Origin of the sequence: Roseibium suaedae, assembly GCF_900142725.1 — a bacterium.
Taxonomy (GTDB): Bacteria; Pseudomonadota; Alphaproteobacteria; order Rhizobiales; family Stappiaceae; genus Roseibium; species Roseibium suaedae.
In genome coordinates, this window is record NZ_FRBW01000006.1 from 139513 (window position 1) to 153968 (window position 14456).

General features: G+C 64.1%; 8 protein-coding genes. All 8 read right to left on the reverse strand.

What is annotated here, in order from left to right:
• Nucleotides 1-311: 311 nt before the first annotated feature.
• Nucleotides 312-2126, reverse strand: coding sequence for an allophanate hydrolase (gene atzF, locus BUA94_RS21100; RefSeq protein WP_073015356.1), 1815 nt, complete (start codon nucleotides 2124-2126; stop codon nucleotides 312-314).
• Between the two features lie 218 nt (nucleotides 2127-2344).
• Nucleotides 2345-5869, reverse strand: a complete 3525-nt coding sequence (locus BUA94_RS21105) for an autotransporter outer membrane beta-barrel domain-containing protein (protein ID WP_073015357.1) — start codon at nucleotides 5867-5869, stop codon at nucleotides 2345-2347.
• A gap of 820 nt (nucleotides 5870-6689) precedes the next feature.
• Nucleotides 6690-9452, reverse strand: coding sequence for a type VI secretion system ATPase TssH (tssH, locus tag BUA94_RS21110; RefSeq protein ID WP_073015358.1), 2763 nt, complete (start codon nucleotides 9450-9452; stop codon nucleotides 6690-6692).
• Nucleotides 9453-9476: 24 nt separating this feature from the next.
• On the reverse strand, nucleotides 9477-10589 hold the full coding sequence (gene tssG, locus BUA94_RS21115) for a type VI secretion system baseplate subunit TssG (RefSeq protein ID WP_208980186.1): 1113 nt from the start codon (nucleotides 10587-10589) through the stop codon (nucleotides 9477-9479).
• On the reverse strand, nucleotides 10553-12427 hold the full coding sequence (gene tssF / locus BUA94_RS21120) for a type VI secretion system baseplate subunit TssF (RefSeq protein ID WP_073015359.1): 1875 nt from the start codon (nucleotides 12425-12427) through the stop codon (nucleotides 10553-10555). The genes tssG and tssF overlap by 37 nt, the downstream gene beginning before the upstream one ends.
• 4 nt (nucleotides 12428-12431) lie before the next feature.
• Nucleotides 12432-12929 carry a type VI secretion system baseplate subunit TssE gene (gene tssE, locus BUA94_RS21125; protein WP_073015360.1) on the reverse strand — a complete coding sequence of 166 codons (498 nt, stop codon included), beginning with the start codon at nucleotides 12927-12929 and terminating at the stop codon, nucleotides 12432-12434.
• The gene (locus BUA94_RS21130) at nucleotides 12922-13770 is read right to left on the reverse strand and encodes a type VI secretion system accessory protein TagJ (protein ID WP_208980187.1); all 849 of its coding nucleotides are present in this window, start codon (nucleotides 13768-13770) and stop codon (nucleotides 12922-12924) included. The genes tssE and BUA94_RS21130 overlap by 8 nt, the downstream gene beginning before the upstream one ends.
• Before the next feature lie 71 nt (nucleotides 13771-13841).
• Nucleotides 13842-14387 (reverse strand): Hcp family type VI secretion system effector, encoded by a 546-nt coding sequence (locus tag BUA94_RS21135; protein WP_073015361.1) that lies wholly within the window; start codon nucleotides 14385-14387, stop codon nucleotides 13842-13844.
• Nucleotides 14388-14456 lie beyond the last annotated feature (69 nt).

Below are 14456 nucleotides of genomic sequence, written 5' to 3' on the forward strand. Positions count from 1 at the left end.
GAAAAAAACTTGTCGGGGAGGAGAGGGGAGAGGAGTTCTCAGGTGGGAAAACTGGCTACATCAGCTTTTCTGCGGGAAAAATCCCCTCCGTCTTCGTCATGCCATGGCTTGACCATGGCATCCATGCCGTAACCTCACCCCATAGAGAAGCTGTGCTTTGGGGAGGCGGAACGGCATGGATTCCGGGTCAAGCCCGGAATGACGGCGAGAGGAAAGGCCGGTTTCCCTTTTCAACACTCTTGAACAGAGTTGATGACGCGCGAAAGCTGAGGAGAGACTGGGCGTCCAGCCTCTCCCGACGTGTGAAATGCTCAAGCGGAGCGGGCGGTGCCAGAAGCCATGAAATTCCGCCAGCTTTGCAAGCTGGTGATGTCCTGTGCGCCTTCGATGCCTGCGCTTTCGCATTGGAAGCCCTGAACGGTGCGGCCGTCGGAGAGAATGAGGGTGCCAAGGCCGAGCGGTGCGGGGATGCCCGCCAGGAACGAGCCGACCTCGGCAAGCGGCACCGCCCAGATCTCCACCTCGATCTCGCCTCCTTCGCCGGGCTTGCCCCGGACGAGGCCCGGACGGCTCGGCGGGCCGCCGGCCAGCGCATAAAGCCGGTAGCTGTCGCTGGTTCTGGCCGTTTCCAGGAACCGGGCCCCGCGTGAGGTGAGCTGGTGGTTGAGGGCCATGCCGGACAGATGCGCACCGCAGACCGCCAGCGCCAGTTCATCTGCCTGGACGACGGGCGCTGCGAGGGCCGGAGCCTCCGGCAGGTCCCATCCGGTAGCGCCGAGTTCATGGGCGCAGGCCTGTTCCAGCTGGGCGCCGACCGAGGCGAGCAGACCGTCCTGCCCCATGCCCGCCAGCAGGGTGACGTTGCCGGGCCGCCCGTCGGACCGGGGCGACACCGCCACCGCCAGACCGCTCATGTCGAGCAGGTTGACGAAATTGGTGTAGGTGCCATTGCGTGAGTTCGGCCCGATCGGATCTGCGACCAGATCCTCAACCGAATAGAAGGTCGGCGCGGTCGGAACGCAGAGCAGGTCCAGCCCGGCGAGCGCCGCATCGGTCAGGCGCTTCAGTTCCTTCAGGCGGTAGATGCCGCGGAAAGCGTCGCTCGCGCTCAGCTCCAGCGCCTTGCCGACAACGATGCGGGTGGTCGGGTGAACGTCTTCCGGCCGCTTGGCCATCAGCTCCCCGATCACCGTGTGCCGCTCGGCCACCCAGGCGCCCTCGTAGAGCATTCTGGCCACATCAAAAAAGGGCGTGAAGTCGATCTCCCGAACCTCGAGCCCGAGGGCCTTGAGGGTTTCGACCGTCTCCTCAAAGCAGGCCTCCTGAACCGTGTCGCCGAAGAACTCGCGGCTGGCCTTGTCCGGAACGCCCATCTTCAGTTTCGGCGGCATAGCCCCCAGCGGGGTGACGCGGATCTCGCGGGAATAGGCGTCCTGCGGATCGAACCCGGCGGCGGACTGATAGGCCGCATAGGCATCGGAAACGGTCAGGGCGAAGATGGAGATCGTGTCCAGCGTGCGGCAGGCCGGCACGACGCCCCGGGCCGACAGGGCGCCAAGGGTCGGCTTCAGGCCGACGATGTTGTTGAGCATGGCCGGAACCCGGCCGGAGCCTGCGGTGTCCGTGCCCAGCGAGAAGCTGACGATGCCGTGACCGACGGCCACTGCCGAGCCGGAGGAAGAACCGCCCGGCACGATGGCCGGATCGACGGAATTGAGCGGCGGCTGATAGGGCGAGCGCACGCCGACCAGCCCGGTGGCGAACTGGTCGAGGTTGGTCTTGCCCACCAGCAGCGCGCCGGCCGCCTTCAGCCGGGCGACGACGAACGCGTCCTCCTCAGGAATATATTCATAGGCCGGACAGGCTGCGGTGGTTGGCTTGCCGCCCGCATCGATGTTGTCCTTGATGGCAAAGGGAATGCCCCAGAGCGGACGGGAGGGATCCGGAGCCCCCAGCGCGCGGGCCGCGTCCAGCACCTCCTCCTTGGCGAGAAGATGGATGAAGATCCCCGGATCATCGACCCTTGCGATGCGGCGGAACACCTCCTCGATCACCTCCACCGGCGTCGTGCCGGTGGCATAGGCGTCCTGAAGGGCTGTGAAAGTGAAGGGAAGGTCAGCAATCATGTCTTGTCTATCTTTTTGGTTTTGCTAGATTTTTTGGCTCAGGAAATCTTGCGGGAAGAGACGTGGGGCTCTGGAAGGCGCGCAGGCTGAAGCGCTCCGCGCCGAGGGATCTCCAGGGCGGTCCAGCACGTCCTCCACCGCGCCCGCCGAAAAGGCCCTCCCGCCTGTCCTGACGATAGCATGGCCGTTCAAACTGCAAACAACATTCAGACCGTGGCTCAGAACCTGTAGCTCAGCCGCAAGGTGCCGCTGTGGCTGCTGGTGCTGTCCGAGAAGCCTCCGGAATACTGGGTGCGCAGGCTGAAGCCGTTGCCGCTGGCGATATCGACCCCGGCATAGATCCGCCCCATGGTGCCCGGCAGCGGCATGTCGCTCTGGAAGGTGCCCGTGCCCGCCGGCGCACTGATCAGCCGGGCGTGGGTTTCCCAGGTGTCCGCGCTGCCGAAACTGACCCCCGCACCGGCAAAGGCGCGCAGCACCGCGGTCTCGCCAAGGCTCACCTGGGTGCCCACTTCCAGGGCTGGCGTGGCGTGGAAACTCCATTGGTCCCGTGAGGACACCTGAAGATCCAGCACCCCGGCGCCCGCCTCCCTGTATCCGCCCGCATGGGAATAGATCAGATCCAGGTCCACCAGGGGCCGCACATAGAAGGGAGCCACCGCGAATGTGTAGGCCGCGCGGGCCCGTGTGCCGAAGGTGTAGATGTCCTGATCGCTTTTGGCCGTTGCCGTCAAACCGGGAATGCGGATCGACCGGCTGTTGCCGTACCAACCGTAGCTGCCAGACAGCGCCCCGGCAAAGAGCCAGCCGCCGGTCTGGTGCTTCACGGACAGGCCAGCGTGGAGCGTATCCCCGTCGGCTTTTGCCCGGTCATCGTCCGAGCGGGTGAAGCTGCGGTCATAGCCTCCCGCAAAGCCGACAAACCAGTCGGGCCGCACCTCATACTGTGCCCCGGCCTGAAGCGCATAGGTGGAGGTCTGGAACCCGGCGGCACCGCTTTCCGCCTGCTGATCCATGACCTGTGCGCTGCCCTGGCTCCATGCGCAGCTCGTCTCCACCAGAAGCGAGGTTCCCGGCGCAAAGACCGGGCAGCTCATCAGCATGCCGAGATGGTCTTGCGCTGCGGAGACGCTGGCTACGGAAGCCGCGCCCGATGCGCCCGGCGTCAGATCGGACAGGGCGGAGGCATAGCTGGCAGGCGCCGTGTCCGCCAGGACCCCGAGCACGCCGAACAGGGTTCCGAACGTGCCGCCCCCCGCATTCCAGATCTCCTGAAGATGGTTGGCCGACGCTTTCTGCTGGCTGGTCAGAGCCACACCCGGATCCGCGAAATGCGCGGAGTTTGCCGCAATCGACAGCGCGCCGGAGGTCCCGGTGATCTCAAAATCGAACAGCGCGGAGTCCACGCTCAGGCTTTGGGAGAGGCTTCCACCGGCCGAGAGGAAGGGAAGGGCAATCCGGGGCAGAAGACTGGCCGCGCTGACCTGCACCTTGCCCGCAAGTGACGCATCCCCGGTGATTTCGAGACGATCGATCTTGCCTGCCGCAAAGTCGCTTTCCAGCCTCAGCACCCCCTCCGCCGACTGGCTGTAGCTGCCGTTGACCGCAAGGGTGCCGATGGAATTGCCGGGCGCGACAACGCCCTCGTTGAGAACATTGGCATTCACCGCGCCGGTTCCCTCAAGGGACCCGTCCGGTCCCACCAAGACCTCGCTGGCAAGGGAGCCGTTGACCGCAAGGGTGCCGCCGCCAACAATCGTCTTGCCGGTATAGGTGTTGTCTCCCGAGAGGCTCAGGCGGCCGGAGCCCAGTTTCGTCAGACCGCCAGTCCCGCTGATGACCCCCGCATAGTCTGTGGTCACCACCTGATCGACAATGAGCTCGCCCGTGTTGAGGTTCACGCCACCGCCGGTGCCGGACAGGGAGGACATGGCCAGGGCAAACCGTTCAGGGTGGATGGGATTGTAGCCATGGTTGGTCCCCAGATCGAGGGACCCTCCGTTGACGACATAGGCACCACCTTGAACGAACCCGCCAACATCGAAGGGAGGGGTGCCGCCCCACAGCAGCGTGCCATGCTCGACCTGTGTCACGCCCTGATAGCTGTTATAGCCGGTCAGGGTCAGCGTGCCGCTTCCCAGTTTCGTCAATCCGCCCACACCGTCCATGGATGCGCTGATGATCGAATCGCTGGTGCCCGTGTCGATGAAGGCACCGCCGTCATGAAGGATGACCTCGACACCGCTCTGGATCAGCGTGCCGCTCTGGGCAGGCTTCAAAATGCCGCCGTTGAAGTTGATGCGGCCTAACGTTGGAACCGCGGAAACACCGTAGGTCAGCAAGCTGCCGCGATGGCCGTCCGTGCCGTTCAGATTGAGGGTCCCGACGCCCGAGTTGCCCAGGATAAGGGATATGGCCTCGACCTCGCCGCCATCATCGATCGTCAGAACACCGCTGCCGCCGCCCCCATTCCCAACGACCAATGTCCTCGTTTTCCAGCTGGATCCGGCCCCGGTCACTGTAACTTCGCCATGACCGTGTGTGGAAAAGCCATTGCCACCGATTGACCCGGTCTCAGAAATGACAGCGCCGCCATCTTCGATGAACAGCGTGCCTTGGCCGTAGTCCCCGATGACAAGAGCGTTGTTCTCAATGTTCCACAGCGATCCTGGACCAGTGACCGTGGCGGTGCCGGTTCCTCCCACATCCTGCCCGACAATGGCTGCTCCGCCGTAGGTTTCCACAGTGCCCCCGTCCTGGATGGTCAGCTCTGCCCGGCCCGCTTTGCCGACCGTGAGGGCGCCTTGCTGATACCAGACTGATTCCGCTCCGGTCACGGTGGCGGTGCCGGTCGAACCGGAGGTGGTCGCCATGACGGTTTCGCTGGCGGCTGTGATCCAGCCGCCGTCGGCAATCGTCAGGTTGCCCGTCCCGTGCAGGCCAATCTGCAGACTGTCGTATTCCCATTCAGACCTGCGCGCGAAGGTCCCCGTCCCGTCGTTTCCGGACACGATGACCGTGCCAGAGGAGCCTGCGGAATATCCAATCGAACTCTTGACGCTTCCGACCTTCGCGAAGCCGTCAATGGTCAGGGTGCTGTCACCGCCATATCCGATATCCAGGTTTTTGAGTGTCCGCCATTCAGTCCCGTCTCCCGAAATGGTGATCGTGCTGCTTGATCCGGGGTTCACGCTGAAGCGACTGCTTCCCAGGACGTCGACTTCCGCACCGTCCGTAACGCTGAACCGTGCTTCGCCGGAATAGCCGAGAATCAGGTCGATGGAGGACAGCAGGCTGGTTCCTGGCCCGGTCAAGCTGATCGTGCCGAGAGAACCGGCATCACTCCCGGCGATTGCAAGCGCCCCAATAGTGACGTTGGCGCCCTCCTGGATGATCAGGTTGCCCTGTCCGGCGGCACCGACGAACATGTCTTCGGCTAACCAGTGGGAAGAGGCGCCCGTTACGGTTACCTCGCCTTGGGCTCCGGCCTTTTCTCCAAGATACGTGGCCCCAATGGTCCCAAGCGTCGCGCCGTTGCTGACAAGTCCGCTGCCTTGGCCGGTATGTCCGACCGTCAGGTTAAGGTACTCTTTGTCCAAGTCATTGTTGCTGCTGACAACTTCACTCTCATAGATCACATCACCCGTGAACGAGATATCGCCAGCCGTTGCGGGATGAAGGGAACCTGCAGATGACAGGCCAAAGGCCAGTGCGAGTTTCAGTCTGCCTTGGCAAGATCGCATGAATTCCCCCTCATCGCGGACCCTTGGGCCATTGCATGGGGACTCCGCCTCTTCATGCGGCAAGGCCGTAAACCGTCAATCCCGCGACGATATGGGGAGAAATCTGCAGACGTCCATCAAACAATTCTGACAAATTCTGACTATTTCCGTGCGCCTTCCTTTCCGGCAGGTGAGGACCTGATCTCGCCCTCTACTTTGAGGTTGAAATGCCGACGGTTGAGGGACAAACGGTTCGGCGGGCGCCAATCTCCCCCGCAAGGAGCAGGGCTATCGCATATGACGAAACGGCCGCCTGCGCGGGATAGCCATGACGCTTTAATAGCGTGCAGCCCATCCTTCGAGACGCAGCCTTGCTGCTCCTCAGGATGAGGGTATCGTGCTGAGAACGCATAGGAAAATGACTTGGCACAAACACTCGCCTCATCCTGAGGAGCCTGGCCTATGCCAGGCGTCTCGAAGGATGGGCCGCTTGCTGAAGCTTCATTTCTTCAACAGAAATCGGTTTCCGGCGTTTCCTTGCCCAAATGCATTTCCCCTCCCCCTTTACGGGGAGATGCCCCCAAATTGGGGACAGAGGAGGGGAAATAAGCTCCTCGAGGTTGATGACAAACCTAACAAATCGTCATCCCGGACGCAGCGAAGCGGAGATCCGGGACCGGTGAGCCGAGGCGCGCCTGCAGTCAACTGATTGGAACCGTTACTCTTCTGGCTCACCGGTCCCGGCTCGCGCTCCGCTTGGCCGGGATGACTATCGAGAGCTTGATACCTTTGTCAGCAGTCTTGAGGGGAAATAAGCCCCTCGAAACCTTGCAGCGCTTCCTCAGTTGAACCCGTAGGCGAAGTCGCCGTTTTCGACGCTGATGGTGATGGCGCCGATGGTGCCGCCGTCCAGCATGCGGGTCAGGAATTCGGTCGAGATTTCCGGCAGCATGGTGTTGGTGACGATGGCGTCGATCATGCGGCCGCCGCTTTCCAGGTCCTGGCAGCGGGAGACGATGGTGTCGACCACCTCCTCGGAATAGCTGAAAGGCACCTGATAGGTGTCCTTCACCCGCTTGGCGATCCGGTCGAGCTGCAGGCGCGTGATCTTGCCGATCATGTCCGGGGAGAGCGGATAGTAGGGAATGGCGACCATGCGGCCCAGGAGCGCTGGCGGGAAGACCTTGAGCAGCGGATCGCGCAGGGCCTTGGCCATGCCGTCCGGCTCTGGCATCAGCTCCGGATCGGAGCACAGATCCATGATCACTTCGGAGCCCGCGTTGGAGGTCAGGAGGATCAGGGTGTTGCGGAAGTCGATCATCCGGCCTTCGCCGTCCTCCATCATGCCCTTGTCGAACACCTGGAAGAAGATCTCGTGCACGTCCGGATGGGCCTTTTCGACCTCATCCAGCAGCACCACCGAATAGGGCTTGCGCCGCACGGCTTCGGTCAGCACCCCGCCTTCGCCATAGCCGACATAGCCCGGAGGCGCGCCCTTGAGGCTGGAGACCGTGTGGGCTTCCTGGAACTCGGACATGTTGATGGTGATGACATTCTGCTCGCCGCCATAAAGGGTCTCGGCCAACGCCAGCGCGGTCTCCGTCTTGCCGACGCCGGAGGTTCCGGCCAGCAGGAACACGCCGATGGGCTTTGACGGATTGTCCAGCCCGGCGCGGGAGGCTTTCACCCGCTTGGCGATCATTTCCATCGCGTGGTCCTGGCCGATCACCCGCTTGCCAAGATGTTCGGCAAGGTTCAGCACCGTGCGGATCTCGTCCTTGACCATGCGGCCAACGGGAATGCCGGTCCAGTCGGCGACAACGGACGCCACGGCCTGGGCATCGACAATCGGCAGGATCAGGGGGTCTTCGCCCTGAAGCACGACAAGGTCGGCCTGTTTGGCGCGAAGCTCTGCCATCAGGGCGTCCCGGTCTACCGGTGCCGGTTCATTGGCAGAAGCGTCAGGCTCCCTCTCCCCCTGGGGAGAGGGCTGGGGTGAGGGGGTAATTTCGAGTGAGGGGGCAATTGGGGGCTTGTCAGATTCTGCCTCCACCGGCTGGCCACCTTCCCGGAGACGGGCGCGCAAGGTCAGGATCTCGCCGACCAGGGCCTTTTCCGCGTCCCAGCGGGCGGTCAGCTCGCCGTGGCGCAGGCTTTCGGCCTCCAGCTCCGCAAGGGCCGTGGCGCGGCGGGCGGCCACATCGCTGCCGGCGCTTTCGTCCCGGGCAATGATGTCCAGTTCGGTCTCCAGCGCTTCCCGGCGGCGCTGGCAATCGTCCAGCGAGGCGGGCATGGCATGCAGGCTGATGGCGACGCGGGCGCTGGCCGTGTCCAGAACGCTGACCGACTTGTCCGGCAGCTGGCGCGCGGGAATATAGCGGGCAGAGAGTTTCACCGAGGCTTCCAGCGCCTCGTCGAGGATCTGCACCTGATGGTGACGCTCCAGCATGGAGGCAATGCCGCGCATCATCAGCACGGCCTTGGCCTCGTCCGGCTCGGCCACCTGCACCACCTGGAAGCGGCGGGTGAGGGCCGGGTCCTTCTCGATGTGCTTCTTGTATTCGCTCCAGGTGGTCGCGCCGATGGTGCGCAGGGTGCCACGGGCAAGGGCAGGCTTCAGGAGATTGGCCGCATCGCCCGTTCCCGCTGCCCCGCCAGCGCCAACCAGCGTGTGGGTCTCATCGACGAAGAGGATGATCGGCACCGGGCTCGCCTGAACTTCCTCGATCACCGACTTCAGCCGGTTTTCAAATTCGCCCTTCATGGAAGCGCCCGCCTGCAAAAGGCCCACATCCAGCGCCAGCAGCCGGGCATCGCGCAGGGCGGGCGGCACGTCGCCGCGGGCAATGCGCAAGGCAAAGCCTTCGACCACGGCGGTCTTGCCGACACCGGCCTCGCCGGTCAGGATCGGGTTGTTCTGACGGCGGCGCATCAGCACATCCACCACCTGGCGGATTTCCTCGTCCCGGCCCATGACCGGGTCGATCTCGCCCGCCCGGGCCTTTTCCGTCAGGTCCGTGCAATATTGCTCCAGCGACGCGCTGCCGCCGAGCTGGGGCAGGGACGACGCGGAGGCAGGCGCGCCAGCCCCGGCAGAGACTGAGCCGTCCTGCGGCGCCAGACTTTCTTCCGGCGAGCCTTTCAGGATCTCGTTGAAGCGGGCGGAAAGATCCTCGGCCTTGATCTTCTTGAACTCGGCAGACATGGCCTCCAGCTGGTTGCGCAGGCTGCTGGTCTTGACGATGCCGAGGATCAGATGGCCCGTGCGCACCTGATTGGCGCCCAGCATCAGGGAACCATAGACCCAGCCGCGCTCGACGGCCTCTTCCAGATGGGAGGAGAGATCGGAGATCGAGCTGGCGCCCCGCGGCAGGCCGTCCAGATAGGCGACCAGCTGGCTGGCAAGGCGGGCGGGGTCCAGTTCATAATGGCGGATCAGCCGGTGCAGGTCGCTGTCCTGCCCTTGCAGGATCTGATGGATCCAGTGGGCCAGCTCGACATAAGGATTGCCGCGCATCTTGCAGAAGACGGTGGCGCTTTCGATCGACTGGAAGCCCAACCGGTTGAGTTTGCCGAACAGGGCAACACGGCTGATTTCGGTCATGATTATTTTCCTATCCGGTCAGGGTCAAAACATCGGCCGTTGAGGCGCTGTCAGGTAAAGGTCGTCCGCATCTGTTGCCGAGCGCTGGCCGATCCAGCTTGTCAGCCCGAGGTCGCCAGACTTGCCCAGCACGGTCGGCGGCACCTCGTCCTGCCGCAGCACCAGGTTCGCCTCCCATTCCAGCGTGTCGCCGGTGAAATTGCGCAGGATCGCCGCCAGCCGCTTCAGGCTCTGGCCGCCGGGCAGCAGGCGGCGGTAATCCTCCAGCGACAGCGGGCCGATGCGGATGCGGAATTTCGCCTCCCGCGACCAGACCTTTTCGCCGAGGCTCGCCTGGCCGCCGAGCGTGGCCTGGCCCAGCTGCCCCCGGTCGTGAGGCTCCAGATGCAGCCAGCTGCCGGCAAAGCTTTCGATGGAAATCTCCGCCCGGAAGAACTTCTGAAGGATCGACTTGAGCCCCGCTTCGCTGCGCGGCGTGCTGGCCAGCAAGCCGGCAAAGTGCCGCTTCGCCAGATCCGGCATGGCGTCCCGGTCCTGAAAGCTTTCCCCGGCGATCCCGGCAATGGCATCCAGCTTCTCGCCGAAGGGATCGTCATCCGGCCGGTCGAAGGAGGGGGCAGGCTCGCCCGTGGCCCAGGCCCGGTAGAAGAGCGAGATCATCCGGTGATGGAAGAGATCCGCAAAGGCGGTGAAGGACGTGTCCCGGTGGTTGCGCACCCGGTCGCGGGCATAGTCCGTCAGATGCAGCGGCAGGGCGCCATGGGGTCCGAAAAGGCCGAAGACATGCTGGGACAGCCGGTGGCGGCCGGTCTCGCCCTCCGGCTTGAAGGACGAGAGGGTCGAGGTCGGAAAGGCAAGCTCGGCTGTCTGTCCCAGCCGCACCGCATCCTCGGAAGGGCGCAGCGACCGGCCAAGCCGGGGCCGGTCGGAATGGGCCGCCTCGACCAGGCGCAGGGCCTGGAAGATGTGATGCTTTTCCGGATGCTGTTCCAGCGCGGCGAGGATCTGCGGCACGGCCCCGGACAGGGCAGGCGGCAGATCTTCGCCGGAAGGCATCTCTTCCTGCGCAGCAACAAGGGGGGCGTCCTGAACCGGAAAGCTCAGATCAGCCTCCGTTTTCCGCTCTTGGCCGGCCATCTCGCGATGTCCCCCCGTTTTTGTGAGAAAATGACGGTTTCGGTGAAACTGTTCAGCGTGACGTATTTGGCGAAGAAGGATTCCAGCACCGCGCCGAGCACGTAGCAGCCGGTGCCTTCGAAGAAACTCTCGTCAAAGCCGACGCGGATCTCCAGCCCGCGCACCGCGGTGGACAGCACCCCGTCCGCCATGCGCCGCACGATGGGGCGGGAGCTGACATGAACCAGCCCCTCCACCTGCTTGGCGATGGCGACTTCCCCGAGCGGGGTGTAAAGGCCGATCAGCTCGCGCAGGGCCGCGCCGCCGGAGCCCCGGTCCCCATCGGCGATGGAGAGATAGTTGAGGCTCATGTGGCTGATCATCTGCCAGGCGCGCCCGCCTTCCGCCAGGCTGTGGCGCGGGCGGGTGGGCGGCACGATGGCCCGGATTTCCGACACCGGCCCGCCCTCGGGCAGCACGAAATCCGTGTCCTGGCCGCCAATCGGGGTCAGGAGCGGCAGGTCGCGGTTGGTGCACAGGGCCTTGACCGCCAGCTGGCGCACATTGCCCGGATAGGGGGCCTGATTGCGGTCGCTGAGCGAGAGATAGAATTCGGTGCCGAGATAAGAGGTCCGTCCGCCCTTCAGCCGCTGCTTTTCCGAGCGCTGGCGCAGCCGCCGCCGGACGTTGTAATAGGCCGAATGGGTCTCGCCGAAGGGGGTGAAATCCTGCGCGCTATAGAAGGGCCGGAAGGGCACGTCATCGGTGCCTTCGCTGCCGATGCCGGTGACTTCCTCCAGCTGATAGATCTCGTAATCCAGCGGCGCCATGCGGTCGGCGGTGATGTGATGGTCCACCTCCGTGCCCGCCAGGGAGACCCGGTCGCAGCGCTTGGAAAAGAGATTGACCGCAGGCACGGCGTTCAGCTCGAAACTGGCCGGGCTGAGAGACTTCAGCGACGGATAATCCTCGGACAGGAGGATATAGAGGTCCAGATCATCGCCCTTGGCCTTGCGCACCGCCGGAGACAGGCCGCACAGATCGATGAAGAAGAACCGCTGCGGCATGGCGAAATATTCCTGCAGCAACCGGTAGCCCTCGAAGGAGGGTCCGGGCACCGGCAGGAGGGCTTCTTCCGCATCAAAACCGCGCGGCCTTATGTCCTTGCCAAGGGGCAGGCTCCAGTCCTCGCGCCGGTCGGTGGACCGGCCCGCCAGACCAGCCGCCTTGCCAAGGATCGCCTCATAAAGCCGCCAGGGTTCCGCGCCGCTGCCACACAGATGGAGCGTCAGCCGGTCGAGCGGCAGATCGGAGAGGTTTTTCCCGTCCTTGCGGCGGATGCGCAGCCGGATCGCGGCCTTGGCGCTGTTGTTGCGGCCAAGGCCCGCGGCGACAAGCTCGCCCCGGCCCTCGACATATTCGGCCTCCACCAGCTCGATGGGCCACAGGGTCGCGTCCTGGGAGGTGGTGAACTGGCAGGCGGTCTGCCCGCCGTCCAGCACCCGGCCGCGCATCAAGGTTCCGCGCGGCACCGTGTAGCCTTCCTCCATGCCGCCCTGGGACATGTCCGGCATCAGCCGGACGATGGTCATGGACGGGGTCGGCGCCAGAAAGTGCGGGTAAACGATCTCCAGCAAGTTCTGGGTGAAGACCGGATATTGCAGGTCCAGCTCCAGCTGGACGCGGGCCGCCAGAAAGGCAAAGCCCTCCAGAAGCCGCTCCACATAGGGGTCATGCACTTCGAGCTGGGACATGCCCAGGCGCGAGGCGATCTTCGGATAGCTTTCGGCGAACTCGGCTCCCATCTCGCGGATGAAACCGAGCTCCTCCTCATAGCGTCTGAGCAAGCGTGTATCCATGGGCCTACCCCTGCCGCCGGAGGATGACTTCACCGGTGGTGACGTCGAGGGCGGTGCGCAGATAGATGTCGACCGGCACCGGTTCGGCCCACATTTCGCCGCGGATATCGAAGGACAGGATCGCGCCGGAGGTCTTTTTCTCCCGGCCGATGGAGACATCGAGGGTTTGCGGCAAGATGCGCGGCTCAAAGGTTTCTATGGCGCGGCGGATAGACTGGCAGATCTCGACCGCCCGCTGGCTGGTGCGCACGGTGCCGGAGAGATCGGGAATGCCGTAGTTGACCACGGAGCGGGCGGCCTGCGGGAAAAGCTCCAGATCATGGGCCGCCTCCAGGTTCGAGGTGTTGAGCAGCCAGGCGAGATCCCGCTTGATGATGTCGCGCAGGCGCGACAGATCGATGAAGCGGTGCGATCCGGACTCGGTGGTCTCTTCCGGTGCGTCATCCGTCAACCGGTCGAGAAGCGAGGGCTGCAGCCGTTCGGACAGAAGCCGGTCAACCATCGGCCAGCCCCGCTTCCGCCGCCTCTGCCTCGCCAGCGTCCTGCGCCGGGCCCATCACCAGCTCCCGGATGTTCATCAGGGCGCATTCCTGGGTGTCGGTTGCCAGCAGCCGCTGGCCAAGACCGGCGACAGCCAGCCCGTCCTCCATCACGAAGGAAGTTGCATGGGAAAGGTGCAGGCGGGCATCCGGCGCCTTGTGAGTGCCCGGATACCGCGTGGGAATAAGGGCGACCGAGCTGCCGCCATTGGCGAGCGTCAGCGTGGCGGGCATCCAGACGCTGTCGCGCAGATCCGACGGAGCCTCCAGGGTCAGGCTCTTAAGGCTGGCAAAAGGCACCCAGACATAGCGGCCGTTGAGAATGACTTCGAGAATGGGCCCCAAGCGCGGATCCGCATCGGCGATCCAGGAGAAGGGCACGCCGTCCAGATGGCCGGGCACGGCGGGGGCGGCCTCGAAGGCCTCACCGCGCAGATCCTCGGCGGCCTGGAACTCGCCCCGGGCCTGAACCTTCAGCGCTTCGATCAGATTGGCGGTCCAGGCTTCGGGTTCGCCCAGAATGATGGGCGCGGTCAGTCCGGCAAAGACCTTCTCGCGCACGCCCTCGCACAGGATCGCGGCCCGGTAGGTCTGGGCCATGGTCTCGGCGGCAGGGTCGAGGGTCGCAGAGGTCTTGAGCTGGGCCACGGCCCGCTGCCAGTTGCCCTGGACAGCCAGAAGCTGAAACAGGAACACCCGCAGGCGCGCGTTCTCGGGGGCCTTGCGGATGTCGGATTGAAGCGCGGCCAAGGCCCCGTCCAGATCACCCTGCTTGAGAAGATGCTCCGCATCCATGCGCGTCATGCCCCTGGTGTGTTTGGAGGACGGGCGCGGAATTGCTCCGCGCCCGGAGACGTTGAGGAGGCTTGAAGGCCTTAGTTGACGGCGTAGTCGGCGATGTTGAGGACGCGGCTCCACTTGGCCTCGCCCTGGTTGCCCGGTGCCTTCTTGAGGCTGCCGTCCTTGGACTGGATGCTGTATTCGATCTTGATGGCGCCGTATTCGAAGACAATCGTTTCTTCGAGCACGTCATCGCCTTCAGAGCCGCTCCAGCCCATGTCCTTCACCATGACCATCTTGAAAGAGATCGTCATGAAGGTCTTGCCGGACTTGCCCGCAGCACCGCCCGAGCGGCGCAGCTCGATGATGGCTTCGTCAAAATGCTCGCCGGCGCACAAGCCGGAGAACAGGGCGCAAGACGCGGTGTCCGTGCGCTTGGTGATCTGGAAATCCTTGAAGGTCGTCTTGCCGGCAGCACCTGCGCCGCTGGTGTCGGAGCCGATATTGACGTTGGTTTCGGCACCAAACTCGAAGGACCGGAGTTCGAAGGCGTTCTTTGAGCCGCCCATGTCCTTGTCGGTGGTTTCGCCGACAACCTTGAATTTGGAGTCCTTGAAGTAAAGAAATGCATCAAAGGCCATGAGACTATCCTTTCACGTAGTGAAGTCTGATCGCTTGTAACTGCGCCGGAAGTGGTCTCCCGGGGCGTG

Excerpts from the sequence above, each read along its gene's own strand:
- tssF (WP_073015359.1), bottom strand. The coding sequence starts at position 12,427 with ATGGATACACGCTTGCTCAGACGCTATGAGGAGGAGCTCGGTTTCATC.
- tssG (WP_208980186.1), bottom strand. The coding sequence starts at position 10,589 with ATGGCCGGCCAAGAGCGGAAAACGGAGGCTGATCTGAGCTTTCCGGTT.
- BUA94_RS21130 (WP_208980187.1), bottom strand. The coding sequence starts at position 13,770 with ATGACGCGCATGGATGCGGAGCATCTTCTCAAGCAGGGTGATCTGGAC.
- tssH (WP_073015358.1), bottom strand. The coding sequence starts at position 9,452 with ATGACCGAAATCAGCCGTGTTGCCCTGTTCGGCAAACTCAACCGGTTG.
- tssE (WP_073015360.1), bottom strand. The coding sequence starts at position 12,929 with ATGGTTGACCGGCTTCTGTCCGAACGGCTGCAGCCCTCGCTTCTCGAC.
- BUA94_RS21105 (WP_073015357.1), bottom strand. The coding sequence starts at position 5,869 with ATGCGATCTTGCCAAGGCAGACTGAAACTCGCACTGGCCTTTGGCCTG.
- BUA94_RS21135 (WP_073015361.1), bottom strand. The coding sequence starts at position 14,387 with ATGGCCTTTGATGCATTTCTTTACTTCAAGGACTCCAAATTCAAGGTT.
- atzF (WP_073015356.1), bottom strand. The coding sequence starts at position 2,126 with ATGATTGCTGACCTTCCCTTCACTTTCACAGCCCTTCAGGACGCCTAT.